The sequence below is a fragment of the Acetobacter sp. DsW_063 genome (assembly GCF_002153745.1).
Classification (GTDB): Bacteria; Pseudomonadota; Alphaproteobacteria; order Acetobacterales; family Acetobacteraceae; genus Acetobacter.
Genome location: NZ_JOPL01000052.1, coordinates 1 through 25,769, shown reverse-complemented (window position 1 = coordinate 25,769; position 25,769 = coordinate 1). Strand labels below are relative to the sequence as shown.

Here is a 25,769-nt window from a genome sequence, read left to right as displayed (position 1 = left end):
TCTGTCGCGCCAGGTGCGAACTTCACCTCGAACGGCGCGGCAAGGTAATCGCCGTCAATCATCGTCTTCGCTCCCTGTTGAGTCGGGTTGTGGCGGATCGGGCGGCGGCTGGCCGCCTGCGACAGGCTTGAGCGTCGGCTGCACGGCCGCCTTGCCGATATCGGCGCGCGGGATCATCTGCGCCTGCACGCACAGGACGTTTCCGTCCGGGTCCGGCGGAAGGTTTTCCTTCGCGCGAACTTCATTCGCAGTCACGAAACCGTTCTGCAGACCTGCGACATAGAACGCAGTCCGCGCTGCCGTATCCCCGCGCATCAGGGCGTCGACGTTGTGCTTCGCGTAGAAACGCAACCGATCGGCCGGACTCAGCAGACACCGCGTTATCGCCTGCTCGATCCGGATCAGCCATGGCATCAGCCCGTATTGCAAAAACCACAGGTTCATCTGCTCCAATCCGGAGCCCCACGCAGTGGATTTTTCCATCCTGCCAATCATGACCGGCGGAACCGCGAACCAGCGGCACAGGGTCTCGACATTGAAACCGCGTGTCTGCAGCAGCTGCATGTCTTCGGGGTTGAGGCCGATGGATTCCACTTTCCAGCCTCCCTCCAGCAGCGGCGTCTTGCCTGCGTTGATGGCGCCCGCATAATCCGCGAGGATGGCTTTCGCGCGCTCTTTCTCAGGTTCCTTGAGGTAGTCGGGAGCCGAGATATAGCTTTGCGTCAAAAGGCCGTTTTTGAATGTCTTGCCCGCCGTCTGCTCCGCCGCCAGCGCCGTGCCGATGGACTGACGCCCGACAGAGATCGGCGACAGCCCCAGCAGGCCGTCGAACGAGAACCCCTTGATGTGGAAAATATCCGCCTCGGCGAGAACCAGATATTTGCCTTGCCACGCATAGGTGTAGGTCAGCGCGCCACTGTTCGGATCACGTCGGACCGTCATGCGATCCGGGCGTAGCGGGTTGATGGCGATCACCGACCCGTCGCCGCGCCGCATCACCTGCCCGAACGCGTTGCCCCATGTCACAAGACACGCGATCATGGTTCCCCAGAACTCGATCGGCGTCATATCCGCGTTGGGCGACGTCGCCAGAACCGAAAACAGCGGGTGGCTACGCGCGACGATCGACGTCTCGTTCGGCTGCCGCTCGTATAGTTTGAGCGGCAGCGACGCGATCGTTTCCGACAGCAGCCGCACGCACGCCCAGACCGTATCCAGCTGGATCGCCGCGTCGATCGTCACCGTCTGCCCGGAAAAGGTCGGACCGCCCGCCAGAAAAGCGCCCAGACGCAGATCTGTCAGGCTGACGCCCGTCGTCGCCAGCGCCATGACGTTCGCCGCCTTGAAAAACATGGCCCCGAAGGCCTTACGGATATTCATACCGCGATGATCCCGGTCCGTAGGAAATCCTCGACCTTTCCGCCGCCGCCCGGCGCTTCCGGATTTCGCGACATCAGGGTCACGGCGTTGTAGGTCGCCATCAGCGGGTCGATCTTGAGGTTTCCCGCCGCTTGCTTGGTGATGACGATCGCGTTGCCTCGCGGCTCGACCTTCGCGTTGGACGCCGCCCACGCCATGATCGGCCGCGCGCCGTGTCTGAACGTGCCGTCAGCGAGCTTGCGCTCCGCCGTCTTGATGGCGCCTGACAGCGTCCAGCCCTGCGAGACGCCGACGACGCGGTCGCGACCAATGCCGCGCACCGCCAGCGCGTCGACGATGGCGCCCACGCCCTGCGGATCGAGCCCCACCTGCGCAAGGCCGCCGCCGGCGTCGACAGTCTCCAGCACGTCGGCAAGCTGCTCGATGTCGTCTCCCGGCTCCGACACGATCACCAGATCGCCCTGCGCCTGAAAATCGCGCATCACGCTGGCCTCTTTCTTGCGGAGCGCCAGCACGCCCTCGAACACCCAGCTTTTTTGCCAGTGCAGCCATTCCTGCGTCGTCGCGTCGCGCCCGAGCACAACCAGCGACAGCAGGTCGTCGAGCCCGCCGCCGTCGATCCCGGCGACGACGACCTCGGCGCGCGCGAGAACGTCCTCCAGCGTCAGCATGTCGTCGCCTGCGCCCACCCAGTAATCCGCCCCGACCCAGCGGTCAGAGCGGAGCGCAAGGCCAATCTCGACGTTCAGATGCTGCGAGGCCCAGCGGGATAGTTCGGCAATTCCCTTGCCTCGCGCCGTCTCATACTCTTCGATAAGGCGGTGGATGGTGATCGAACGGCCCAGATTTGGGAGCACCATCGGCCAAACTGACGGGTTTTCCCAAGCCGCGAAATCACCGACCAGCGCAGGCTTCTGGAGTGCGTCCGGCAGTTCATAAAGGACAGGCAATATCCCAGTTCCGACCGGGATCAGCGTATCGCCATCGTCGCCTTGCCGGTGTGACTTCCCATCGCGGATCGCCCGAGCCTGCAGCAGATCCTCGCGAAAGCAGCCACGCGGCGGCTTGTCGCTTTGGGTCGTGATAATCGCCAGAAACGCTTCCGGCTGGCTGATCATGCCCCCCCGAATCTGCCCCATCACGTCGCCCGCGTCGGCGTTCAGGGCGATGACGTGTTCCTCGTCAACAAGGACGCCCGCCGGTTTGACGCCGGTCATCACCTCCTTTGAGAACGTTTTGATACTCAGGCTTGCGCCCAAACGCTTAAACGTGAGCCGCCTCTGGTTATTCTGAATATGAAACATGCCGCTGAGTTCGCGGTCTGCCCGAACCATGCCGGACGCTTGGTTGAACGCGAGAGCGGCGATCTCTTTGGTTGGGGCGACGATCAGAAACTCCGCGTGAGGACGCCGATTGACCATCAACGCCGTCAGCATCAGCGCCGCGCCGTTCGTCGTCTTCGAATTTTTCTTAGGCACCAGCAGAAACAGCTCACGGATCTGACGTTCTTTGGTCGCCGGATCGAGGGCGCCGAACAGCATCCGGACGATATCGCGGAACCAGTCCCCGGCAGCCTCGCCAAAAGTCGGCTGCCCGATCACATCCGGGATACAGAGCATGTCAAAAATTTCGACAGCTTGTTCCGCCAACGCAGGATTGACCGGCTGGACTTCAGGCAGCAACGAGCGCCCATCGCGCATGCGGCTTTCCCAGTCCGGCCTGCTAAGATCCAGCATACTATCCTCAGTTCATCGTGCGATCGGGAGACGTGGCGCGTTCCCATTTGCTCCCCGCTTCGGGCATATCCCCCAAATCCCCCTGCCCAGACGCGACAGGCGCGGGCTTTGCGTGCATGAAAGGGCCTGCCTTGTCCGCAGCCATCGCGCGTAATTCAAACGGCGTCCCAGGATCGCGCAGGACCGCTTTCCAAAATTCTAGGGGTGTCAAAGTCGAATATTCAGTGATGACCGGCCCGCTCCATTCCTCGGTCGTCTGCGTCTTCTTTTTCCGACCGGCACCCGGACGGCGTCCACCGCGTGCCATTGTTTCATCTCCTTTGAATTCTTTGATTGTTTTCAAACACAGGCAAAAAATCTGCGAATGAGACTGGCGCGGTTAGGGCCCCCGATCCGGCCCAGACTTTCGACCCGCCCCCCGCCCGGTCGGACCAAATCCACGAAAACCGTAGAAATCAGCCGTTTTTCAAGGCTTTTCGACGATCGCCGTTCTGATCGCTCGGGCTCGCGCCGTCTTGGTCGTGTGGCACGACCCGCAAAGCAGCTGGACGTTCGACGGATCGAGCGGAGCACCGCCGTCTTTCAATTCGTGGACGTGGTCACCGAACAGGCGAGTTCCCGTCCGTCCGCACTTCTCGCAGGACCGGCCACGCTTCTCGACCAGGCGACGCATGAGATCGCGCCAGGGCTTCGAAAGGTAGAAGGCGTCAGCCCGCTTGGGCGGCGGGATCGCGATGCGGGTGTCTATTGAGCGCACGAGCGCGCCGACGCATCTTAGACGAGCGGGCATGGCGACTGTCCGGAGTTCGAGTGAGACGAAGCAAAGGGCAGAGAATGAAGAGAGCCGTGATTCTATCGGTCATGATGGCCTTGCCGGGTGGAACCTGTCTGGCTTCAGATTACGACAAGTGTATGGACGCAGCTGGCGGCGTAGATCCTGCAATGATCGAATGCGGCAACGAAGAGTTGGCACGTCGCGATGCTGATCTAAATCGTGCCTATAAGGCGTTATCGGCGAAGCTGGGCCGAGGTGAACTTCTCGATCACCTTCGGACATCGGAAAGGTCGTGGATAAAATTCCGCGATGACGACTGTGGTCTGGTCGAGGCCGCCTATGGGAACGGCTCATTGACCAAGATACTATTTCGGGAATGTCTGATTAATGCGGCCAAGACTCGTACAAAGACGCTGGAGGATTACCTCCAACAGCCGGATTTCTCGCGAGACTGACCCCGGCTTCACCAAACAAAGAAGGCCGGGCAACCGTTTGGCTGCACGACCCCTAAGTATGGCTTCGCAAATACTGCAATTTGGATAATCTGGATAGAGGAAAATCACCCGTGGTCGATTTTTCTCGCAATGACCTCGCAGGCGCGCCTGTGCCACGCCTGCGCGGTCTGGTGATGTATTCCAAGGCTTCGTCCCAACTCTCGCCATTCCCAGCGGAACTTTCCGGAATAGGGGTTCACGATCAGGCGTTTGTTGACGACGGTTCGCTGGCCCATGTCAGCGAGAAGCCCCGGCCAGCCAAGAACGATATCCATGCGCGCCACAGCGTCGGCCGTAGGCGATGGAAGAATGTCGTCGCTCGCTCGCAGCCAGTCGAGATCCGAACGATCCGCGACGATATCGGGCCAGTTGATCTTCACGCCTGCAGGACGCAGATTTTTCACATGGAGAGTGGCAAGCGTGGTCGCCGCTTCATCCAGCCACTCCGCCACCTGATCCACAACCGGACGCAGCGTACTGAACTCGGTCGGCTTGCGACTACGGAACGCAAGGGCCGAGACATCCACGAATTCACCCTGATCGCAGGACGCAGCGACTTTCAGCGTAGCTACAGGCTGGCGAGAAATGGTGTGCCCTTTTGTGCCCATTTTTGTGCCCTTTATTATCTATATTTCTCAGTAAGTTAGTAAGAAAGGGTACAAGGGCACAAAGGGCACAGATATTTTTGCTTACTACAGCAAGAGGCACGGAGAATGCCAAATTGCACATTAGGGGCATAAATATGCGTGCCCTATGTGATTTCTGTGCCCTTTAGATATAATCACGAACTAAAGGGATCACGCGTTGTGCCCTTTTGTGCCCTTGTGCCCTATATCTCAGTCGCCGTCGTCAGAAAGCCCCAATTCGCAGCACCTGAGCCAGATGCAACCTCTCTGACTTCGACCATCCATTTTGATGATCTTTTCCTGTCCTCGACCATCTTTCGGGCAGGGGCGATAACTTTCCAGCCGCATCATTTCATATACGAATTTCTGCCCGGCAAAAGGCGTGTCCTTGAATAGAGACGTTAACTGCGAATTTTTGGGCGAGACCCAGATGCCATCGCCCTCACTCGCGCGCGGCGGCTCCTGCCCACTGCGTGGTTTGGGCTCATGCCTTCGAATGACACGAACGCCATAGGTCGCAAGAACATGCTCGACGTTCTTTCGCGAATAATTGAGATCCGCGCGCTCGACGTCGTTCGGATCGTCGAAGTCGACGTCGCCATCAGGCTTGAGCATGCGGCTAATCAGCGCGCCGATCGAACGGCGTTCCGTCGATCGCTGCATTTGCACCACCTGGGATAGCCAATGGTCGATCATCTGTTGCGTGCCGCTGACTTGCTGCACCTCTTCCGCGCCACGGATATAGCCCTCGATCCCGCGCACGGCATTATCCGCCTCGGCCTCTGTAGGCATATGGTCATTCAGCATCGTCCACCAGCCAGCCAGCAAAGAGCCCATCTGGTCCATTTCGCGCGGCTGGCATCCAGCCCGTGACACGGCGGCGCGGAGGATTAGCCGGGCCTCGCGATAGCGTTCCCATCCGGACAACGCACGGCCCCAGAGCGCAGGGCCATGCTCGCGCGCCCACTCTGCAAGCTCGCGATGCTGCGCCGTGTGGTCTGCGCCTTTCGCCGCCGCCATCATCTCGACAATCGTAAAACGCCCGAAATGCTGCGCCTCCATATCCGGCGGCCTGATCGACGCCATGATGATCGAGCCCGAAACCGAAATCTTCCGAGCGACGCCGTCAGATCCTCCGCGCGCGCCCTGCGTGCCGTCGCCACTGGTCGCCGACAGGACAAGATCCAGAAGGGCGCGGGCCATGCGCTGATCAATACGATCCGAGGCTTCATCAATAATCATCGGAATCGCACGCCCGTCGACCGTCTGCTCGATACCAGCTTTCGAGGCGTCATTCGTCGCGAACTTGAGCGGAATAGCCTCGGACAAAACCTTGAGCAGCGACGACTTGCCCGATCCGGCGGGTCCGGTGAGAAACCCGGCCGGACGCCATGGGATCGCGGCGCCGTAATAGGCGCACGCCAGCATCCCCATGACGATGATGCCGCTGCCCGGAATGCGGAAGTTGAACAATTCGTCGATCTGGCTGAGCAAGAGTCGGGCGATCATGGCGTCACACGGCTGACCCGGCCGGGGTTGCGCAGGCGACCCCGCCCATATCTGATTGCCGATCCGCGTGCCGGGGTGCTCCAGCCGAGATCCGATAAGCACGCGGTCGCCGCAATGAACGATCGGCATGCCATCGGGCGCGGGCCAGATACCCGGCTTTCGGATCTTGATGTGGTCGCCATAAAGTCCCGCCTTGAAGCATTCGCGCTGCAGAAACTCAGCCGAACGATTGATATTGAAATCGACGACAATCTCTTTTGTGACCTCATCGCCTGCGGCGTCCTTTTCCTTGACCTTGGCAGTCTTCGGAAACTTGTCTTTCAGCCAGAAGGTCGACCCGCCGAAGAGCCCGAGCAGATCAGGGCGCCGGGTCAGCTGGGCAGCCTTCAACGCGCGCGGCTGGCCCACCGTGTCAAGAAAATAGAAGACGCCGTCGAGATGCCCTATCGAATACACTGGGCACTGGGCCTCCTCTTTCGGGGCATCGGGCGGCGGTCCGCCGTTGCCATCCTTGCCGCCGTCAATGACCTGAAAGCATCTGTCCGCCGACTGGATGGCGGCGCGAACAGATTGAAGCCCGTCAGCCGACGCTGGCGTCTCACCGGATTGCATCGTTGAAGTCCTTGCCTTTGGGCGGATAGGCCACGCGTACGCCGCGACCGGCCGCCAGATGGGCGTCGATCGCTTTGCGCAGGCCTTGCTTTGCCGCCGGATGCTCGTCCCGATCCGCGAGAATCAGCACATTGCGCGCGTTCTCGGGCAGGGAAATGGTTGCGAGATTGGAGAGCGAAACCGCTGCGAGGATGCGGCGTTCAGGGCATGCGAGCGCGACCGAAAGGCACGTCTCGATCCCTTCACCGATGGCGACGGTTTCGGAAGGCGGCATCTTCGCGAAAGACAGGCCAGATTGCCCACGGCGAAGCCGTATGCACCCGCCGACAAACCGCCCCAGAACCTTCTTGGGCGTTTCGATTTTCGCCTTGGACCATTGTCCACCATGCTCGCCGAGCCACGTCTGATGGACGGCGATCGTGCGGCCCTGCAGGTTCGTGATGGCGGCGAGCATGGCGGGCAACGGGCCGCCAACCTCAACGCAGTAATGCGCAGGCGAAAACCTGATTGCGTGAGGCGGCGCGTCAAGGTGCGCCAGGTCGATGCCACGCCCGCGAAGATATGCGTCGACAGGAGAGCCGAGGATATCCGGTTGAGCAGCAAGCCAATGATCGCGAGCCCGCAGCAGCTTACGGGCGGATTCTTCCTCCGCCTTCTTCGCATCGGCTTCCGAACGTTCGCGGATCTCGACGCGTCGCTCTTCGATCTTCTCTCCAGTAAGGCCGAGCCAGTTTCGCGCCCATTTGAAGGCCTGTTTCTTGTCGCCGCCGCAGACGCATGCCGCGACGAGATCCAGAGCGTCGCCGCCGACGTCACTTGCAAAATCCTTCCAGACACCGGCCTTCGGGCCAGAGAGACGGACGCTCAGTCGCGTTCCGGCTTCGCCTGCGACGCTACCCGCGACCCATTCTGCGCCCTGACGACGTCCACCGGGCAGCAGTTCACGCGCGAGCGCTTCCATGCTTCCGGCGAGCATTTTCGCGACTTCCGATGCTGATATCTGATCGGTCATTTGACGGGCACAAACCGCGTTAGCGGGGCCATGAACCCAAGAGACGCCAGAACAGGGCGCAGGCCGCGACGCGCATTGATGATGTTGCCCAGATGCGCCTTGGTTATCCCAATTTTGTCAGCCGCAGCTTTCTGACTGCCGCACTCTCGGACAAAAGTATTCAGTTTTTCGTAAATGACCCGACCAGCGACAAGGGAGGCGGGATCGGCAGCAACAGGATAGCGCGCGACGGGAACCAGACCGACTGCGCGTGCGACATCCTCGTGGTATCGCACGGCTTCCTGCGTCTCGTAAACGCGGCGCGTATCGAGATTGTGCAAGCGGGCGAATGCCGTGACGCCGCCAGCGTCACGGATCGCGGTATTCAGTTTTCCGTAAAAATCCTTTGGGTGGATCAGGTCATCCGACATACCAGAAACCCCTCGGCGATTTCATCTTGCTATTGTCGACGCAAGTCATGCCGCCAGACGTACGCACCTGTTTCGTAAGGTCAGGCCGCACGCGAAAACTCGCCGCGATCGCGCGGACATCCAGTTCGCGGCGCGGAATAGAGTAAGGCAGCTTGCGCGGTCGCGAGCCAAATTTACGCGGCGATGGCATGTCCGGCCTTTCTGGCATTGCGCTTTTCGCGCTGCTTGCGGGAGATTCCCAGAATTATACGGCGCTGATAGATGGAGCGTTCCGACACGCCGAGCTTACGCGCCTGCATCGCGACGCTGACGCCGCAAATCGCAAAGTGCCTCAGGATCGGATCAATCGAGATCCAGTCGCATGATTCGCGCGCCATTACGCCGACGCCGCCACAATATGCGGCCGCGTCGCGGCGATGATCTTCGTCATCCCGGCGGCGATATGTTCAGCCACGCTTTTGACCCGCTGCATATGCGCCAGCATCGCCTGCGCTTCATGCACGTCGACGACACCATCCTCTAGAATCTCAAAACCCTTGCGGATTGCGTCCGACGTTTCCTCGGTGAATCGCTGCATGTCTCGCGGAAGGTTTCCCTCCCCAAAATGCGTCGGCACCAGCATGAAGTTCTCGGCGTGCGCCATGGCGGACAGGATCAGCGGCGCCTGCGCGCACAGATCGAGCATGATCGCGACATCGACCGGCACGATATGAGGCCGGTCGCGATTGCCGTAGTCCGACAGGTTCGATTTTCCGACCCGGACTATGGTCGCAGCAGCGTCCAGACCGCCGCAGCGCTTCACCGCTTCCTTGGTCGCCGTCTTGATCGAGGGGATTGGCATCAGACACTCCTGCCGTCAGGCGCGTCGGGGGCTGGCGCGTTAGCCGGTTGGCGCAGTGACGTCCGTGCCTGACATGCCGTTTCAACGCACACAGGCGCACCCCCATCACTTTTCTGGCGGCTGATTATCGCCCGTTCGTAATCTTCGTTCATGACCGCGCCCCCTTTCCGGCGACCCGATCACGCACCGTCACGATGTCCGTCTCGCGGATCGGCAGATCGACCGACAAATCCGCCATGTGGACGCCCTCCACGATGACGCAGTTTCCCGCGATCAACTGCGACGCATGACGCATGTTCCGGGCGAAATCTCGCATGATCAGGACTTCGCCGAGGGAAAGGGCCACCGGCTTCGGCAATGCTCCGACCGGGGCCACGTCTTCCGTGGCGACATCCGACGTCTGGGCAACCCGCTTCTTATCCAAATACGCTCTGACAATAGCCACGGCCCCATCCGAGGCGATCAAACCGTCGCTGACGGTAAGGGGCGCCGGAGCACCGGACGCGGCGCATTCTGCGGAATTATCGCCCGCGATCCACGACGCAGCGCGATCGAGGTGCGCGAACATGGCGTCGTCGGACGCCCATGCACGCTGCCGTGCTATTCGGTAGAGTGCTAGGCGGAGCGGTTCCGAGTGACCGTTTTCGGCGCACGTGACAGTTTGGATATCATGCGATGCGGTCATGCGGCGTGCTCCATAAATAAGCGAAGTTTCAACGGGGGATCCTATGGCCGAACATCAAGAACTCGATATGAAGTTGTTGGAAAAAAACGTTCTAGAATTAAAAATTGGAGAAGATTACGTTCATGTATCTCCAGAATATCTTTCCGGACTCATCAACACATTTATTTCAATTCGTAGGACAATGCTTCCCCCAAGCTGTTCCAGTTATTTACCCCAAGATGACGAGATAGTTCCGCAGACAGATCGGCTATTGCTACACGTCGCCGCTCCGGCCCAAGGAGCACATAGCCACGTTGATTTTGCGGTGGGAGCCGGGGGTCTGGGCTGGTTGGTATCACGATTGGAAAGGGCGAGAGCTCTGGAGTTCGCGCAGCAGATTCTCGATGCAGCGAATCAAGGACCAAGCACGGCTCATTAGCGCTCGCGCACTTCATCCAACGGGCAACCATTGCCAGAACAGCAGTTACGCCTCCCGCACTGTTCATCAATATACTTTGCTGTTTCAAGTCGCGTGCTCCGGAGTTGGAGAGGTGGAGGTCAGTGTCGGGGCGCCAGGACGCGCACACCAGTCATCCCTGCGCCTCCTGCGTGGTGCGGGATGTGGCAATAGCCCCAGCGATGAACGTCGTGATCTTTTCCCGCGTCCTGAACCGCAATTCCCGTCCAGAGCGCAGGTCGTGGACCAAGCGCGGATCGCCAGCGGCGGCTTTTCCGAACGCAGTTGCTGACATGCCTTCGCTGGACAGAAACGCCTCGACGCAGGGCAAAACGGGGTCGGATTTGTCTTCCATGAATAGGGAAATAGTAGGAATTTACCTACTTTGCAATAGGAAATATCGTATTGGATATTTCCTATATGATGGCGGATTATAGGGCATGGATTTTCTCGACGCCCCCAGGAAGCTCCTCCTCGAGCTTCTTTCCGACAACCCGGACCACGACATGAAGAGCCTGTCGGCGCTTCTCGGGAGGAACGCCGCGTATATTCAGCAATACATAAAGAGCGGCTCGCCAAAGTCCCTTGACGAAGACTCACGGGAGAAGATCGGGAAGGTTCTGGGCATTAGCCCGGATGCGCTGCGCCCTGAGGGTGACCCAAAGCGACGTCCTTATGTGAAGGCTCCCTCACCGCCGTCTCGGCGAGGCGAATTGGTGCGCGTCCCTTTATCGAAAATATCGAATGACGATGAAGCATCGCCTGACCCATCATCTTCCGGCGCGCGCGTTCAGATCCCAGAATACGACGTGAGCCCACACGCTGGAGCTGGGGCGTTTCTATCCGGTGATGACTACTACGAGGCAGCGCCGCCGACGGACCTGTGGACAATGCCAAAGCGGCTTGTCTCAGCCTTCGTGGAGCATCCTTCGAACCTCGTGATCATCCGCGTGACTGGCGACAGCATGGAGCCAGACTATATGGCGGGGGAGCGCGTCATGGTCGACATGGGTCACACGCTTCCTAGCCCGCCGGGCGTCTACGTCCTGCATGATGGGATGGGCCTTGTGCTGAAGCGGGTCGAAGTCGTGTTTGGGTCCAAAGACCCCGTCATGCTCCGCATATCGAGCATCAACCCCGGATATGGCACGTATGAGCGCGAGTTGAGCGAAGTCCACATAAACGGACGCGTCGTCGGCAAGTGGGTGTGGAAATAGAGCGAGGACCCCAGATATCCGCCGCATTTGGTTGATGGGGACGAACGGCGAATAATTGCCCGCATGGTATAGGATTTTGCTCGTGGCTATCGAAAAAGCCCCCAATTTGGGGCAGGTGCTACTTTGTGATTTTTCCGACGGATTTAAAGAACCGGAGATGATAAAGCTTCGTCCCGTCGTCGTGATCAGTCCGCCGATTAGTTGGAGGCCTGGGCTAACGACTGTGGTGGCGCTTAGCACAACTCCGCCGGACCCAAAGAGACCATACCACTGCCTCCTGCGGCTAAATCCGAAACCCCCCGCCCCTTGGGATGTAGAGGACGTATGGGTCAAAGCCGACTTGATTATGACCGTCGGCTTCCACCGACTAAACCTGATTCGCGACGGGAAGAACCCCCAAACAGGCAAACGAAAATACTATATGAACTGCGTTTCAAATCAGAACCTTAAGGAAATAAGAGCCTGCATCCTACACGGCCTCGGCCTATTTTCCTTGACACAACATCTATAAACTCCAATGTTCTCACCGTGCGCTGCTCTCTAGCCCTCTCGGGCGGATCAGCATCTAAGACCTCCTTGGAGGCCGTCGCTCAGCGGAGCCATCGCAAGCTTATGAGCGACGTAGATTGAAGAAGGCCCAGCATTTTATGCTGGGCCTTCTTTGTTTAATCAAACAAAATTACGCCCAAAAAATTTTTCGCGATTCTCATCGATAACGAACAAACACAGGGTGCCTACTCCGCCTCACCCGGCACATCCCCAAAGCTCCCCAGATAGACAGGCTCGCCGTAGTCTCCAGCCTCGTCGTCAATAGCCACCCTGACGACCTGAGCGCCATCTACGGATAGCGCCCCCTCCCTAACCTTCTCTAGTCGCCGCAAGCCGTCACCCTCACTAGGGCAGACGATGGGAACATTCGCCTGAAGCACGCTGCGGCGCCCCTGCGCCCGGCGCGTGTAGGTCTGGAAGATAATCTGTTCCTGCGCGGGCATGAGCGACTCCTGTTCTCTGTTCGTTCCATATATTCCAGAGCACGCCAGATCAGCAATAGAACGCCGCGAACGTCCAAAATACGACATTTCATATTTGATCTGAATTTTCTTATTGACGATATAGGAATTATCCTACTACAGATACCCTATCACCAGCGCCCACGGCGCACCGGGAGGATGGGATGACCAAAGGCAAAATCGGATCACAGGACAGCAGTGCTACAAGCGGTCCAAGAATCACCCACTTACGAGCGGTTACCGACGCAGCCCTTGAACGCTGTCAGTCCGCGAGCGCCCTGATCAGCGCACTATCCTCCCTGCTTGATCCCACAATCCCGACGCCGTCAGCCTTGCAGGCTGCTCGGGTGCAGCGCGCCGCCAGACGACTTGTGGACGCCGCACTGACGGAGCATGGCTCGTCGTCCACACGTCTTGTCGGCGCCGGACTGGCGGCGCTTTACACGGGCCTGTCACCTGAGCGGTTCGACGAGTTTTGTGAGAGCGGCCATGGCCCCACCATTGTTTTCGTCAACGGCGAAGCGCTGTTCGACGCGAGAGCGCTGGATGAGAGGGTGATGACGCTTTCGCGATGTGCGGGAGCCGACCGTGCAATGCGTGCGGAGGAAGATGCCTCTCAGAGGGGGGCATGATGAACCACGATCCATGGTCACCCATCGACGAAGAGCCGCGAGGCGCGCGCGCTATCCTGTATGCGATCGCGCTTGGGCTCGTGGTCTGGCCTGCCATTTTCCTGATTATTTTCTCGCCCGGCCGCTGAGATGGCCGCCAGTCCGCTCCGCAGCCATGTCCCGCGCTGGACTGTGACAGTCCGCCGCGTCGCCGCCGGGCGGTATCAAATCGTCGCGAAAGATCAGCACGGATGGGCCGTCACTTTCGACGACTGCGTCCGCCGCAATGTTGACGGAGAGGATCTGATCGTCGGCACGACAACGAATTTGGTTCCACCTGTCCGATCGCCCGAAGACATCATCCTCGAAGAGGAAACAAGACAGAATGCAAAACGTCCCAAATGAGCCAACCATGCCGCGCGTGGTGTCGCCGATGCTCGCAGGTCTGCCGCCAGCGGTACAGGCCAACGCCGAGACCCTGCGCAGGCAGGCTATATGGATGCGCCAGTTAGAGCGCATGGCATTCCAGCGTCATGACGCTCGAGCGGCGAAAATGTTCGGAGATCACGCGGAAGATACAGAGGCCAAGCTAGAGGCTTATCTTCTGCCGTTCGTCGCCTCTCGCGACATCGCCGCCGCAGACCTGCCCGCGAACGTCGTTCGGTTTCCGGGGGTGCAGTCATGAGCCAAATGATGAATGGCGACGTGCCAGTTCACCCTGTCCAAAATAACCGGCAACCCAGAGAACGTGCCGTCTGCCCTGTCGTGGTGACTTTGGCCGTTTATGAGGTCTACTCGCACGTCTTCAGTCCGCAAGAGAGGCTTATTACTGGCGAGTGTCGCGGTGGCTTCGGCGTCGGTGAATTGATTGCGTTCCTCTACGCGCGGTCCTTTCCGAAGTCAGAATGGCGCAAGAGGACTGACGAAGCGTTTAAGGGGATGAGGTTATGACCCGGACGCGCGATGAGCAGTTTAAAAACTGCCCCTTTTGTGGTGGAGAAGCCCGCAAGTTTGATCTTGATGATGGCGGTTCATGCATTTCCTGCACGAAGTGTCTTGCAAGTAGCAACGTCGAGTATGAATTCAAAGAAAACTTCGTATCTAACTGGAACCGACGCGCAACCGCCCCGGCAGATACGGCAATGCTGGATTGGTTGGAATCCCATAACGGCCACGTCTATCCGTCTACAGACTTCCGGACTGCCGTTGTTTCCATATGTCACACTGACGAATTGGTTCTTGGGCAAGGACCGACGCTCCGCGACGCCATCCGTGCGGCCATGAAAGCAGAGCTACAATGACCACGCTTCTCGCTCCGTGGATTCTAATCCTCTGCGGTTATATGGGGCACAGCGGATATTCGTATGTGCAAATCCCTCAGTCCTCCGAGGCCATCTGCCGACGAAACGGAAATGCCCTGATAGGCACAGAGACGCCGCACGACATTCGCTTCTATTCATTCACCTGCGTTCAAACAGGATTTGCCCCATGACCGACATGATCGCGGACCGCCTCATGACAGTAAGAGAAGTTCAGACCCGCACGGGATGGAGCAGGGCTACCATATACAGACAGATGAACGCCGGGAACTTCCCGAAATCTCTGCGCCTGTCCCCCGGATCTGTTCGGTGGGAAAAGCGCGAGATCGAGGACTGGATCACTAAGCGTTCGGCCCCTGCGGCCCCGAGCGCCTGCGCGATTTGATTAATTCATCGACTGGTCGCTGATCTTTGAGGATAAGATCAGCCCATATTTGGGCAAGTTCACGGCGTCTGCCCAGGTGTTGAGATCTATTATACGCCCCTTCGACTTGGTTCTTAATAATGTGCGCCAGCGTCGCATCAATAGCCTGCCTGTCGTCGGGGTGCAGATCGTTCATGACGGTGGAAAACGTTGCGCGGTAGCCGTGCGGGACGTGGCGATGATGATAGCCCGCCCGATTCAGTAAATACCCGATGGCGTTCTCGCTCATGGGGACCATTGGTCGGCGCGAGTTGGGAAATAAATGCGGCCACTGCGATGAAACCGCGCGGAGAGACTGCACCACGTCGACGGCCTGAGATGACAGAGGGACAATATGCTCTCTCTTCTTCTTCATCCGCTCAGCCGGGATGCGCCATATCGGGGCCTCTCCATCCAGATCCTCGAACTCAGCCCACTCAGCAGATCGAAGTTCACCCGGCCGCACGACGGTCAGAAACAGCAGACGATGCGCGAGCAGGGTGACGGGATGCGCGTCCTCGCTCTCAATCTTCCGGATCATCGTAAGCACTTGCGGCATATCCACCAGCGCGGGCTGCCTGCCCTTGATGACTGGACGCAGCGCCGGGGCGATGATCGCAGCAGGATCTGTCTTGCCGTAACCAGATGCGATCGCATGGACGAAGATGTCGGAGAGGCGCTGTCTGACCCTATGCGCAGTCTCGATCGCTCCACGCTCTTCGATCCCGCGCAGCAGCGCCAAGACGATCTGCGGCGTCAGATCGTTGATCGGTATCTCACCAACCTGCGGCAGCACGTCGCGCTCTAAACTGCGCCAGACGTCATCCGCATGCCGAGCCGCCCATATCGGTTTTCGTCTTGCAAACCAGTCTCGCGCCGTTGCCGCGAAGGTTTGGTCTGGGTCTATTTTGCCGATGGCGCGGAGGATCTGCTTTTCTTGGGCCGGATCTCGACCGGCCCTCAGAACCTTGCGGGCTTCATCCCGTGCAGAGCGCGCGTCCAGCAAGCGCACGTCCGGATACGCGCCTATCGTGTAGGTCTTTTCTTTCCCGTCCAGTTCGTAGCGCCAGCGCCAATGCTTGCCGCCTGAGGGAGTAATCTGGACATACAGGCCACCCGAATCGGTCAGCTTGTAAGGCTTTTCCTTGGGTTTGGCCGCCCGAACCTGCGTATCCGTCAGCATTCTGCTATACCCGGTCTGATCAGAAATTATACCCGCTTTATACCCGGTCCGGTGCGAGACAGACTGAGACAAAGCGAGAACACTTGAGATCGCAGAATGTCGAAAACCCAAGCAAACGCAAGGGTTGTGAGACAGATTGAAGCTGTTTGATTATGGTTACTGGCGGAGGGGATGGGATTCGAACCCACGGTACGACTTGACATCGTACAACGGTTTAGCAAACCGCCGCCTTCAGCCTCTCGGCCACCCCTCCGCGGAACGACGTGCCAAGCAGGCACTGTCGCAGCGCCCGTAGCTTTAGAAGCTTACATTCGCCCCGTCAAACCCCCACAAACGATTGCGTCAGGAATTTAGCTCCTCAAGAGCATGATGCAGGGTGGGGACTGCCATTAATCCTTCACAGAGGTGATTCGAGCAATCGCGCCGAATCCTTTCGCAAGCGGGACACACGTCCCTTCAGCTGTGATTGGGCAACAGGAACTTACGGATGAACTACTTCTTTCAGGGATGGATCGGTCTGCTTCTAGAAAATGGACGCGAAGTAGCGGTACCAGAGTACTCTCGTGTTCCCACGACTTTTCAGGCTCTCGGTGGCGGCAACGAAACGCGCGCCAATACCCAACCAGTGTTTAACGCCACCGCAGCCACACTGCCCGTATGCGCGCGCCTGGGATTGTTCTCCTCGGCTTCCGGACCCGATCCGGCGGTGATCTCCTGGCCTATCGCCTGCTGGTCGCCTGCCGGCGCTGGCGCGTCCTATGTAGTACCATCCGATGACGCCCACTTGATACTCAACCGCTCAACATCGTGGCAAAATGGCACGCAGATTGGCGTAACCGCAGCAGGGCAGCCCGTTTATGTAGCGCCCAATACAACACTGGTTGCTGCGACAAAAATTTGACAACGAATATTACGGAAGAATTTCAGCTGATATGCCATCTCTGAATTTCACTAATAAAAAGTAAATAAATCCTTACAATACAAAACGCTAATCGTTTAATATTTGAGTTTCTGCATTACGGGATAGGCACGTCGCATTGGCACTGATTACTCGATCCAGACAGCGCGCAGAACGTCACTTCGCGTTATTACATTGCAAGCATTATCAGAAAGTTTGAGAGGCTAGACGTTTACACTCACATATTCGGTGAAAGTCACTGCTTATTCGAAATTTCTTCAAATGATAAACAATATTCATAAAAATATCTACTCAAGAGTTCAGATGCTGAAGCTGAATAGCGCTAGGTAAGCACAAATCAACAACCAACCCCTCAGAATGCCAGGTCCGATTGATTGTCCCGCCTGCAGATCGCACGATACGATCTATCATTTCGCTCCCAAACCCCTCAGATTTGGGGGACGTCGAAATTTTTGGTCCCCCAACCTCAAGCCATGTCAGGTCCAACGACGCATTTTCCGCCGCGCACCGGACAGTAACCTGCCCGCCGTCACTGCCAAGAGCTCCATATTTCACAGAATTTGTAGCAAGTTCATGCAAGAACAACGTCAGCGTCGTCATCATGACGTTTCGCAGCAAGGCGTCTCCCCCGACAACCGCACAGCGACTTCCATAAGGACGCAGCACGGAATTGACAAGGGACTGCACCCCTATCAACCCAGTATCAGTGTCCGCCATACTCTTGTCTACAAAAGCCGCGTCCGTAGCACGCGACAACGCCTCAAGCTTTTCACGAAGAATGTACGTGGCGTCTTCCGGTGCATCTTCCGCAGCAGCCTCTTTCTCTGCGATGACAATGAGGCCGGACACAACGGAGAAGAGGTTCTTCACACGATGACGCATCTCTTTTGATAACAATTTTTCTCTGTTGATAGCTCCCTCCAACTCCCACTCAAGTATTGTTTTCTCTGTCACATCTCGAGACACACAAAGAATGAACTGTACGCCCCCAGACGAGTCCATTACGGGCGTCAACAAATTATCCCAATATTTCGTGCCTTCCGCAGACTCGCTCTTTCCGTGAAAGCGGGCATTTTCCCCGTTAGCCGCCCTGCCAAGCGCCGCCAATCCGGACAGATGAACGTCCTCTGGCAACAGTGGGATCCAGGGCATTCCAAAACCGGAATCCTCCGCAACGCCCAACGCCAGACAGCCCGCCTTATTCATCATCAACAAACGACCGCATGCAGATATCATCTTGATGCAGTCGGGCGTCGCGTCGAGCATCGCCTTTTGCAGAATCAATTGTGGCAGATCAGGGGGCGTCGGCAAAACGCCGGGGAATACGACCGACCCGTAAGCCTCGACTGGCGTTTTCATGTCGTCTTTTCTCCAGTCGGCGCATAGAATGATTGCCACCGGTAGCACAACGGGGCGATCACCTTCAATCACTGGCTTAATCTACAGGGATAGCTGCAACGTAGTAAGTTCCGACGACCAAGCGCCAGAACGTCAGACGTCTTTCCCTAACCTCACTGTTGAGATCTGCCATAAGCAGCCGCATTCGGTGTGTAAGGCGAATTCACGCTCCCACCTCACATCGGCCCACATACCACTCAGCGAATTGATATCGCGCAAAAATGCGGCACACAGCGGTGAGTAACGCCACTTTTGATTCCGATAATTTTCGAAAAACCGAAAATTTCGCTAAAATAAAAATATGAAATTCTCATAAAAAATTCATCTTGCCAATAAGAGGCGTCGTCGAACATTAGAGAGCAATCATTCAATGCGCCGCCAAAGAACAATATTCCGCATCAAATATCAAAATTAATTCCATTCAAACAATTTCTTTACAGATCAAGAAAACAACCAACCGAAATTCATCAGAGTCCCGCCATCCTATCAACCTTCTTTCGCCTGTGCGGCGACGGATCTAATGGCACGAGCCATCGCCTCCACGCCGTTGCCACGATTGGTTGACAACGCCTGCACCAACCCCAAATCACTCAAAAATCCTGGCTGCGTCGCGAGAATTTCTTCCGGATCCCGCCCTGAATAAACACGCAGCAGCAGCGCCACCAACCCGGACACGATCGCCGCATCCGACGCGCCGGCAAAGAACATCCGACCGCTAGAATCGACGCGCGCCTCGAGCCAGACCTGACTTTGACACCCGGGAACGCGGTGCGCGTCATCCGTCCAGTCAGCAGGAAACGGAGGCAATTTCCGCCCGAGTTCGATGATATACTGGTAACGATCCATCCAGTCGTCGAAAAGCGCCAGTTCGTCGCCTATCGCTTCAATAGCTTCAGACGCGGTACCATCGACCGGACGAACGAAAGGATCCCCGCTCACAGGATGAACCGGCTTAAATCGCTCTTGTTCGCCAGCGGTGCGACACGCTCCCGAACAAGCGACGCGTCGACGCGAACGGCCTCACCTCTGCGCTCGGACGCCGTGAACGACACATCCTCGAGCAGTTTTTCAAGCACAGTAGCCAGGCGACGCGCTCCAATATTTTCGACGCGCTCATTCACGTCGGCCGCAAGTTCGGCGAGTGCATCGATAGCGTCGTCGGCGAACTCAAGCGTAACGCCCTCTGTGTTCAGAAGGGCCGTGTACTGCTTCAATAGCGAATGCTCCGGCTCAGTCAGGATGCGGCGAAGATCATCGCGCGACAAAGGCGCAAGTTCGACCCGAATCGGTAACCGCCCCTGAAGTTCAGGCAGTAGATCGGACGGTTTGGCCAGATGGAACGCTCCCGATGCGATAAACAGGATATGGTCGGTCCTCACCGCGCCGTATTTGGTCGAGACCGTCGTTCCTTCGATCAATGGCAGAAGATCGCGCTGAACGCCTTCACGCGAAATATCGCCCCCGCGTACGCCGCTTTCCGAGGAGCGCGCGCAAACCTTGTCGATTTCGTCAAGAAACACGATCCCGTTGTCTTGTGCGTTTTGCACAGCTTCGCGGGTAAGCGCGTCCGTATCCAGAAGCTTGTCCGCTTCTTCACGAACGAGCAGTTCCCGCGCCACGGGGACTTTCAGGCGACGTTGCTGCGGCGCCCTACTCATCAGATTTTTCATAAGGTCGTTGAAGTTCACGACACTGCCCGGTTGCATGCCGGGCATCTCCGCCCCACTCCCTGCCGAGGTGGGGTCGGAAACAGCGATCTCGACTTCCTTCTCCTCCAGAGCGCCGTCACGCAGCATCTTGCGAAATTTTGACTTCGTCTCGGCGGATGCGCTCTCACCCACCAGGGCGTCTACGAGCCGGTTTTCCGCCGCTTCTTCCGCGCGAGCTTGCACATCACGTCTGCGTACATCCCGGAGCATATTGATCGACGCCTCGACGAGATCCCGAATGATGCTCTCGACATCGCGGCCGACATAACCGACCTCGGTAAACTTGGTCGCCTCGACCTTCAGAAATGGCGCCTGCGCGAGTTTCGCCAGACGGCGGGCGATCTCGGTCTTGCCGCACCCGGTCGGGCCGATCATCAGAATGTTCTTTGGCACCACCTCTTCGCGCAGAGCGTCTGGAAGTTGGCTCCGACGCCACCGATTGCGCAGCGCAATCGCCACCGCCCGCTTTGCGTCAGTCTGCCCGACGATGAACCGATCAAGCTCCGCAACCGTTTCCGATGGCGAGAAATGAAGGGCGCTCATCGTGTGGCTCCTTCTTTGCCAGACAGCACTTCAAGAGTGACCGAATGGTTGGTGTAGATGCAAATATCGCCAGCAATCTTCATAGCGCGCCGCGCAATTTCACCGGCTCCCAAATCCTCGACCGTCATCAGGGCGCGGGCGGCCGATAGTGCATAATTGCCGCCGGAACCGATGGCTATGACCCCGTCCTCAGGTTCAAGCACGTCCCCATTGCCTGTCAGCGTGTAGGAATGCGAACCGTCCGCCACCGCCATCATGGCTTCCAGCCGACGCAAATAGCGATCGGTGCGCCAGTCTTTGGCCAGTTCCACGCACGCACGCTCAAGCTGGTTCGGGTAACGCTCAAGTTTTGCTTCAAGACGCTCCAACAGCGTGAAGGCGTCTGCTGTAGCTCCTGCGAAGCCAGCCAAAATCAGGCCATTGGGGCCGATCCTGCGCACCTTACGGGCGTTTCCTTTGACTACAGTGTTACCGAGGGTCACCTGCCCGTCGCCTGCCATGGCGACTTCATCGCCGCGGCGCACACATAAGATCGTCGTTCCGTGCCACCCCACCGGGTCGTGGGGTGTCGTCTGATGAGTGTTCATGGACGTATGAAATAGGGCTTCGCGCGAGGATCACAAGAGGCCCTTGGTCCAAGCCCGGAGCCTTGTGACTGGGAGGGGAAATTCGGTCGGTCCAAATCCGCCAAGCCCTGCGACACAGCCGTGAAGCCGCAGACTGTACTGATTGCAAAAATCGAGATAACGATGCAAATAGACGCTTGAGATTACTCGATGAACAGCAGGACATCCACCATGGCGCCCTCGAAGGACGCGACTAGTTCACCCAAAAATTTTTACGTGCATTTTACAAAACAATACGCCCCAGTATTAAAACAAAACCAAAAAAAAATATTTTTGGGCGCTGGTTTTTTTCTTCTCTGTATTCTGTACGTCACCGCCTATTGGAACGATCCCGGAATGCCTTGGCCGTGTGGCCGCTACCCTGAAGGGTGGTGGGGCTGGTTCGATCAATCGAATTATTTCAAATCGACGGTAGCCCTTGCTCATGGCGATCTTCGCCCTGAACAACACTGGTATCCTTTTGGATACGCCCTCATCGGCGCCCCCTTCGTCTGGCTCGGGCGACAGGTATATTTTCTCCCTGACCTGATTTGCCTCCTGCTCGCAGCTCGCGGATTTATCAGCTTCGCACGGACATGCGGCGTAGCGAGCACATCCGCGATGTTGTTGTTTCTCCTGGGAACGTGCAGCAGTCATTCCATCCGTTCTGCATGGGCTGAGCCATGGAACACGACCTTGGCGGCTGCCCTTATATGGAACGCGCTCGCTCTCTCCGCCCGAGAAATATCGACTATCGGCAACCGCTGTGACACTTCGGCAGCGCGCGGAGGAGCCTTAAACCTCGCTCTGCTCGGTGCGATTCTTGCTTTTATGCCCGTGACGCGCCCCACTGACGTGACGCTCGCCGGCCCCATCGGGTTGACCACGCTCGGCGCGTTGTATCTACAGCGCGGAAGTATTACGAATAAAATCGCGCGTTCTATTACGCTCATTGGCGGATGTTTACTAATTTGGATTGCATGCGCCGCGCTATATCTTTCGATTTACGGCTTTCATCCGACCCAATACATGATCGTGTCGCGCAACATGGGGTTCCGTCTCGAGGGTCTCGGATGGAAAACCTATATGCTGCTTCTGACCCCTCGCCCATGGTTTCCAGACGGCGCAGGCTTGCTGGAGCGTCTTCCGTGGATTGCTCCAGGCCTTGCTGGGTTGATCGTCGCGCCTTTTGTGGCCGACCGAAAAGGACGCTGGGTCCTCGCGCTGCTCAGCGTCCTGATTACGGGATACTCTCTGCTGTTTTTCTCTTACGTGGACCTGATTCCAGCCGGACTCTGGCGCTACAACAATGTGCATTATTTCAAGTGGCTGCTGCCTGGCCTCGCGCTGCTGGGATTCATTGCCTGCCGCGCCCTGACTGGAGTCAACTGGCGTCTCGCGGCCGCAGCGCTTGCGGGCGTCTATTTGGCTACCTGCATTAGGTTTCTTCCCTACCGCACACTACCGGACGCTGCGCCGATATGGATGGTTCAGAAGTCCGAACCCCCTCCATCTTGGCCCGACGCCTATTTTGAACACAGCGTTCTTCACGATAATCAGCAAGCTTGGCGTAATATCAACGATTTCCGCGCAATGCCTGACTCACAAGGCGACCGCTGGATCGCTTTGCGCGCTCCTTTCTCAGGCGTCGTACGCCGCGAGCAGATGAAAAACGGACAAGCTGTCGCAGGAACAGAAACGCTCCCTGATGCGTCCAGTAATGAATTATATTGGGGCATGCAGCTCGGTTTTCGTCTCGACCCATGCTGGCTGCCGCCTTACGCCTGCTCAAGAAAGGACCCGCAGCCGTGAGCGCGGCCCGATACACTGACCGTGCATGCTAAATCACTAAGCATAGATTCACATGACTATACTCTATGACGACATTCCATCGAACGCCAACATGCGAGGGTCATCTCAAGGCCTCTGTCAGCACTCGAGGTCGACACTTCGAAACCGGGAGCCAATTGATGCGCAGACGGAAGGTTGGACGACCACAACCTTCATTTAGCAGAATATAACATCGCATCGATTTGCGATTTAAGATCTCGCAAGGCTGATCTGTGATTTCAAACTTCGTTCAACTTCGCAATAGGGGCCGCCGTTCAACGCTCGTCAATCAGATCGGCATGACACCCCCTCACGCCGACTGAGCCGCCCGCGCCACCAGATTCAACGCCATCGCAAGCATTGCCACCCCGACTACGCAGTCGAGCACTCGCCACGCCGCAGGTCGCGCCAAAACCGGAGCGAGAACGCGTGCGCCATACCCCAGCGAGACAAACCATAGCAGGCTCGCCAACGCGGCTCCCACGACGAACGCGGGGCGAGCGTCAAGCGGCTGGGCCGACCCGGCAGCGCCCATTAAAAGCACCGTATCGAGGTAAACGTGGGGGTTCAGGAACGTGAACGCCGCCGTCTTGGCCAGAGCCTTGCCCAACGGCAGCGGCGGCGCGCCATCGGTCTCCATGCCACCGGAACGGATCGCCCGACGTAGGGCCGACAGGCCATACCACGCCAGAAAAGCTGCGCCCCCATATGTCATAAGGCTAAGCATCGCCGGCGCCACATGGACCAACGCGCCCATACCGCTCACGCCGAGGCTGATCAAGGCGGCGTCGCAGATCGCGCAGAACATAATGATCGGCCCCACATGATTACGGCGCAGCCCCTGCTGCAACACGAACATGTTCTGAGCCCCGATCGCAGCGATCAGCGAACAGGATAACGCGAAACCGGCCAGCCCGGCGGACGACAACGAAGACATGCCTCCGTGTGACGCTCCACACAAAGAAAGTAAAACTTGATTTTCTTAATCAAATAAAGATTTTCTAATTTCATGCTCGACTATCCCGCCCTCTCCGCCATGGCCGCCGTCATTCGTGAAGGAGGCTTCGAACGCGCAGCCGAACGGCTCCGCATCACCCCCTCCGCCGTGTCGCAGCGGGTCCGCAGCCTCGAAGAGAAACTCGGCGCCGTGACCATCGTGCGCGGCAAACCATGCGCACCCACCGAACTCGGAGCTCTACTATGCGCGCATCTCGACAAGGTCAGACTGATGGAGAACGATCTGGCGGCGCAGTTACCACTGGGCGCGGTCGCACTCTCCGAAAGCGCCGTCACACTCGGGATAGCAGTCAACGCGGACAGCCTGGCGACCTGGTTTCCCGACGCTCTGGCCCGCTTCACCGCATCAACCAGCGTTCTGGTGGACCTCAAACTCGACGACGAAGCCCACACGGCGCAACGCTTGCGCTCCGGCGAAGTTCTGGCGGCCGTGACTGCCGATCCTGATCCTGTGCAGGGGTGCCAGATCACGCAACTCGGTGCATTACGCTACGTCGCCTGCGCCAGCCCGGCCTTCGCTGAGCGCCATTTTCCGAACGGCGTGACGCCGGATGCTCTCGCAGAAGCGCCAGTGCTCCGCTTCGACCGTCGCGACGCCCTGCTGGCTCGGTGGATGCGCGCCGCATGCGGGGTCGAGCCGTCTGCTCCGACTCATTGGGCTCCATCGACAGCCGCTTTCGTCGACCTCGCGATGATCGGTGTGGCGTGGAGCCTGAATCCCCTGCCCCTCGTCCGCCCACATCTAGCGGATGGGCGCCTGATTGACCTCGCCCCTGGCCATCAAATCGACGTTCCTTTGTATTGGCAGGCAGCCCGTCTTGAAGCCAGCGCCCTGCGCCGCCTCACCGACGCTGTGCGAGCCGCCGCCGCGCTGTCTCTGGAACCTCCGGCGTCAAGCCGCCCCTGACTGCGGAATATTTGCCTTGCCGCGCCCCTGAGAGCGGACCAACGCAGATCGTAGACGACGATTGAGCGGCTCCGAATACCCGCGCGATATCAGTGCCGTCAACCCGGAAGCCCCGACCATAAAAAGCGCCAGGAGCGCGAGCTTTTCGTCTCCATGCACGCCAACTGGCGGCCACACAGATCTCATCAACCCCAGAACGACCAGATGAAACAGGTAAAGCTCGTAGCTCTGGCGTCCGAACCATTCGACACAACGTAACGCGCCGCTGCGTCGGGCAAGCGCTCCCTGCGGGTGCGCGTCACCCGCCCACAGCAGAAAGCCGGCGAAGAGCGCCATAAGCGTCACGCCATACACATTGGTCAAGCCTATCGATTTCCATAAATACAGAGAGACCATCGCAGCTATGACCACAGGCTGCGCCAAGCGCGCCGCCCGCTCGTCGAGCCTGCGACCACGCGCCAGAAGCGCCGTGCAGCACCCGATCGCAACTCCGTCGAAAGACGCGAAATAAGCGAAGAGAAATCCGCCCTCGTCCCCCTGATGATACAAACGATAGATCGGCCCCGCCACGATCACTGCCAG

At 58.2% G+C, this 25,769-nt stretch carries 31 protein-coding genes, 1 tRNA gene and 1 pseudogene; 13 read left to right on the top strand and 20 right to left on the bottom strand.

Going from position 1 to position 25,769, the window contains the following annotated elements; all coding sequences use genetic code 11:
* Window positions 1–54: 54 nt before the first annotated feature.
* From HK28_RS08970 to HK28_RS08955, 4 genes are all read right to left on the bottom strand, one after another.
* Window positions 55–1,380, bottom strand: coding sequence for a phage portal protein (locus HK28_RS08970; RefSeq protein ID WP_086644252.1), 1,326 nt, complete (start codon window positions 1,378–1,380; stop codon window positions 55–57).
* Window positions 1,377–3,116 carry a terminase large subunit gene (locus HK28_RS08965; protein ID WP_086644251.1) on the bottom strand — a complete coding sequence of 580 codons (1,740 nt, stop codon included), beginning with the start codon at window positions 3,114–3,116 and terminating at the stop codon, window positions 1,377–1,379. The genes HK28_RS08970 and HK28_RS08965 overlap by 4 nt, the downstream gene beginning before the upstream one ends.
* 7 nt (window positions 3,117–3,123) lie before the next feature.
* Window positions 3,124–3,423, bottom strand: coding sequence for a hypothetical protein (locus HK28_RS08960; protein ID WP_086644250.1), 300 nt, complete (start codon window positions 3,421–3,423; stop codon window positions 3,124–3,126).
* A 159-nt stretch (window positions 3,424–3,582) separates the two neighbouring features.
* Window positions 3,583–3,906, bottom strand: coding sequence for an HNH endonuclease signature motif containing protein (locus HK28_RS08955; RefSeq protein WP_086644249.1), 324 nt, complete (start codon window positions 3,904–3,906; stop codon window positions 3,583–3,585).
* 56 nt (window positions 3,907–3,962) lie between these two features.
* On the opposite strand from HK28_RS08955, the gene HK28_RS08950 reads away from it, so the two are divergent.
* The gene (locus HK28_RS08950; RefSeq protein ID WP_158093432.1) at window positions 3,963–4,346 is read left to right on the top strand and encodes a lysozyme inhibitor LprI family protein; all 384 of its coding nucleotides are present in this window, start codon (window positions 3,963–3,965) and stop codon (window positions 4,344–4,346) included.
* 104 nt (window positions 4,347–4,450) lie between these two features.
* On the opposite strand, the gene HK28_RS08945 is transcribed toward HK28_RS08950, so the two are convergent.
* The 4 genes from HK28_RS08945 to HK28_RS08930 all read right to left on the bottom strand — a co-directional run bounded on the left by HK28_RS08945 (window position 4,451) and on the right by HK28_RS08930 (window position 8,554).
* Window positions 4,451–4,993, bottom strand: coding sequence for a DUF6362 family protein (locus tag HK28_RS08945; protein ID WP_086644247.1), 543 nt, complete (start codon window positions 4,991–4,993; stop codon window positions 4,451–4,453).
* A 228-nt stretch (window positions 4,994–5,221) separates the two neighbouring features.
* Window positions 5,222–7,132, bottom strand: coding sequence for an ATP-binding protein (locus tag HK28_RS08940; protein WP_086644246.1), 1,911 nt, complete (start codon window positions 7,130–7,132; stop codon window positions 5,222–5,224).
* Window positions 7,119–8,144, bottom strand: a complete 1,026-nt coding sequence (locus tag HK28_RS08935; protein ID WP_086644245.1) for a toprim domain-containing protein — start codon at window positions 8,142–8,144, stop codon at window positions 7,119–7,121. Before HK28_RS08935 ends, HK28_RS08940 begins: the two co-directional genes overlap by 14 nt.
* Window positions 8,141–8,554: a hypothetical protein gene (locus HK28_RS08930; RefSeq protein WP_086644244.1), complete on the bottom strand. Its 414-nt coding sequence runs from the start codon at window positions 8,552–8,554 to the stop codon at window positions 8,141–8,143. Before HK28_RS08930 ends, HK28_RS08935 begins: the two co-directional genes overlap by 4 nt.
* 188 nt (window positions 8,555–8,742) lie before the next feature.
* Here HK28_RS08930 and HK28_RS13995 point away from each other — a divergent pair, with 188 nt between their 5' ends.
* A complete protein-coding gene (locus HK28_RS13995; RefSeq protein ID WP_158093431.1) occupies window positions 8,743–8,919 on the top strand; it encodes a hypothetical protein in 177 nt (58 codons plus the stop codon).
* Window positions 8,920–8,930: 11 nt separating this feature from the next.
* Here the strand turns inward: HK28_RS13995 and HK28_RS08915 are convergent, their stop codons facing one another.
* Both HK28_RS08915 and HK28_RS08910 read right to left on the bottom strand, forming a co-directional pair.
* The gene (locus HK28_RS08915) at window positions 8,931–9,395 is read right to left on the bottom strand and encodes a hypothetical protein (RefSeq protein WP_086644241.1); all 465 of its coding nucleotides are present in this window, start codon (window positions 9,393–9,395) and stop codon (window positions 8,931–8,933) included.
* 148 nt (window positions 9,396–9,543) lie between these two features.
* Entirely contained in the window at window positions 9,544–10,080 is a 537-nt protein-coding gene (locus HK28_RS08910; protein ID WP_086644240.1) for a hypothetical protein, read from the bottom strand.
* A gap of 43 nt (window positions 10,081–10,123) precedes the next feature.
* Between HK28_RS08910 and HK28_RS13795 the strand changes: the two genes are divergently transcribed.
* Complete coding sequence (locus HK28_RS13795) at window positions 10,124–10,498, top strand: hypothetical protein (protein WP_143217377.1); 375 nt, start codon at window positions 10,124–10,126, stop codon at window positions 10,496–10,498.
* Between the two features lie 151 nt (window positions 10,499–10,649).
* Here the strand turns inward: HK28_RS13795 and HK28_RS08905 are convergent, their stop codons facing one another.
* A complete protein-coding gene (locus HK28_RS08905) occupies window positions 10,650–10,811 on the bottom strand; it encodes a hypothetical protein (RefSeq protein ID WP_198945847.1) in 162 nt (53 codons plus the stop codon).
* Between the two features lie 145 nt (window positions 10,812–10,956).
* On the opposite strand from HK28_RS08905, the gene HK28_RS08900 reads away from it, so the two are divergent.
* Both HK28_RS08900 and HK28_RS14500 read left to right on the top strand, forming a co-directional pair.
* Window positions 10,957–11,733, top strand: coding sequence for a S24 family peptidase (locus HK28_RS08900; RefSeq protein WP_086644238.1), 777 nt, complete (start codon window positions 10,957–10,959; stop codon window positions 11,731–11,733).
* Window positions 11,734–11,815: 82 nt separating this feature from the next.
* The gene (locus tag HK28_RS14500; protein ID WP_086644254.1) at window positions 11,816–12,244 is read left to right on the top strand and encodes a type II toxin-antitoxin system PemK/MazF family toxin; all 429 of its coding nucleotides are present in this window, start codon (window positions 11,816–11,818) and stop codon (window positions 12,242–12,244) included.
* Between the two features lie 223 nt (window positions 12,245–12,467).
* Here the strand turns inward: HK28_RS14500 and HK28_RS08890 are convergent, their stop codons facing one another.
* The gene (locus tag HK28_RS08890; protein ID WP_233140450.1) at window positions 12,468–12,725 is read right to left on the bottom strand and encodes a hypothetical protein; all 258 of its coding nucleotides are present in this window, start codon (window positions 12,723–12,725) and stop codon (window positions 12,468–12,470) included.
* A gap of 182 nt (window positions 12,726–12,907) precedes the next feature.
* Here HK28_RS08890 and HK28_RS08885 point away from each other — a divergent pair, with 182 nt between their 5' ends.
* The 5 genes from HK28_RS08885 (at window position 12,908) to HK28_RS08860 (ending at window position 15,058) form a co-directional block, all read left to right on the top strand.
* Window positions 12,908–13,375, top strand: a complete 468-nt coding sequence (locus HK28_RS08885; RefSeq protein WP_086644237.1) for a hypothetical protein — start codon at window positions 12,908–12,910, stop codon at window positions 13,373–13,375.
* Between the two features lie 129 nt (window positions 13,376–13,504).
* Window positions 13,505–13,759: a hypothetical protein gene (locus HK28_RS08880; protein WP_086644236.1), complete on the top strand. Its 255-nt coding sequence runs from the start codon at window positions 13,505–13,507 to the stop codon at window positions 13,757–13,759.
* Window positions 13,740–14,039: a hypothetical protein gene (locus HK28_RS08875; RefSeq protein WP_143217376.1), complete on the top strand. Its 300-nt coding sequence runs from the start codon at window positions 13,740–13,742 to the stop codon at window positions 14,037–14,039. Before HK28_RS08880 ends, HK28_RS08875 begins: the two co-directional genes overlap by 20 nt.
* Window positions 14,040–14,301: 262 nt before the next feature.
* The gene (locus tag HK28_RS08865; RefSeq protein WP_086644233.1) at window positions 14,302–14,655 is read left to right on the top strand and encodes a Lar family restriction alleviation protein; all 354 of its coding nucleotides are present in this window, start codon (window positions 14,302–14,304) and stop codon (window positions 14,653–14,655) included.
* Between the two features lie 187 nt (window positions 14,656–14,842).
* Window positions 14,843–15,058, top strand: a complete 216-nt coding sequence (locus tag HK28_RS08860) for an AlpA family phage regulatory protein (RefSeq protein ID WP_086644232.1) — start codon at window positions 14,843–14,845, stop codon at window positions 15,056–15,058.
* Here HK28_RS08860 and HK28_RS08855 read toward each other — a convergent pair.
* Complete coding sequence (locus tag HK28_RS08855) at window positions 15,015–16,259, bottom strand: phage integrase central domain-containing protein (RefSeq protein ID WP_086644231.1); 1,245 nt, start codon at window positions 16,257–16,259, stop codon at window positions 15,015–15,017. The genes HK28_RS08860 and HK28_RS08855 overlap by 44 nt on opposite strands.
* Window positions 16,260–16,419: 160 nt before the next feature.
* Window positions 16,420–16,512, bottom strand: a tRNA-Ser gene (locus HK28_RS08850).
* A 234-nt stretch (window positions 16,513–16,746) separates the two neighbouring features.
* Here HK28_RS08850 and HK28_RS08845 point away from each other — a divergent pair.
* Complete coding sequence (locus tag HK28_RS08845; protein ID WP_086644230.1) at window positions 16,747–17,160, top strand: hypothetical protein; 414 nt, start codon at window positions 16,747–16,749, stop codon at window positions 17,158–17,160.
* Window positions 17,161–17,469: 309 nt separating this feature from the next.
* Here the strand turns inward: HK28_RS08845 and HK28_RS08840 are convergent, their stop codons facing one another.
* The 4 genes from HK28_RS08840 to hslV all read right to left on the bottom strand — a co-directional run bounded on the left by HK28_RS08840 (window position 17,470) and on the right by hslV (window position 21,415).
* Window positions 17,470–18,537 carry a PAS domain-containing protein gene (locus HK28_RS08840; RefSeq protein WP_086644229.1) on the bottom strand — a complete coding sequence of 356 codons (1,068 nt, stop codon included), beginning with the start codon at window positions 18,535–18,537 and terminating at the stop codon, window positions 17,470–17,472.
* A 525-nt stretch (window positions 18,538–19,062) separates the two neighbouring features.
* Window positions 19,063–19,515, bottom strand: coding sequence for a SufE family protein (locus tag HK28_RS08835; RefSeq protein WP_086644228.1), 453 nt, complete (start codon window positions 19,513–19,515; stop codon window positions 19,063–19,065).
* The gene (gene hslU, locus HK28_RS08830) at window positions 19,512–20,828 is read right to left on the bottom strand and encodes an ATP-dependent protease ATPase subunit HslU (RefSeq protein WP_086644227.1); all 1,317 of its coding nucleotides are present in this window, start codon (window positions 20,826–20,828) and stop codon (window positions 19,512–19,514) included. The genes HK28_RS08835 and hslU overlap by 4 nt, the downstream gene beginning before the upstream one ends.
* A complete protein-coding gene (hslV, locus tag HK28_RS08825; protein ID WP_086644226.1) occupies window positions 20,825–21,415 on the bottom strand; it encodes an ATP-dependent protease subunit HslV in 591 nt (196 codons plus the stop codon). Before hslV ends, hslU begins: the two co-directional genes overlap by 4 nt.
* A 375-nt stretch (window positions 21,416–21,790) precedes the next feature.
* Here hslV and HK28_RS08820 point away from each other — a divergent pair, with 375 nt between their 5' ends.
* Complete coding sequence (locus HK28_RS08820; protein ID WP_143217375.1) at window positions 21,791–23,245, top strand: hypothetical protein; 1,455 nt, start codon at window positions 21,791–21,793, stop codon at window positions 23,243–23,245.
* A gap of 328 nt (window positions 23,246–23,573) precedes the next feature.
* Here HK28_RS08820 and HK28_RS08815 read toward each other — a convergent pair whose 3' ends face one another.
* Window positions 23,574–24,200 (bottom strand): LysE/ArgO family amino acid transporter, encoded by a 627-nt coding sequence (locus HK28_RS08815; RefSeq protein WP_086644224.1) that lies wholly within the window; start codon window positions 24,198–24,200, stop codon window positions 23,574–23,576.
* A 72-nt stretch (window positions 24,201–24,272) separates the two neighbouring features.
* Here HK28_RS08815 and HK28_RS08810 point away from each other — a divergent pair, with 72 nt between their 5' ends.
* Complete coding sequence (locus tag HK28_RS08810) at window positions 24,273–25,187, top strand: LysR family transcriptional regulator ArgP (protein WP_086644223.1); 915 nt, start codon at window positions 24,273–24,275, stop codon at window positions 25,185–25,187.
* Here HK28_RS08810 and HK28_RS13990 read toward each other — a convergent pair.
* Window positions 25,173–25,769 (bottom strand): annotated as a pseudogene (locus HK28_RS13990) (acyltransferase); the annotation flags it as partial. The gene HK28_RS08810 and the pseudogene HK28_RS13990 overlap by 15 nt on opposite strands.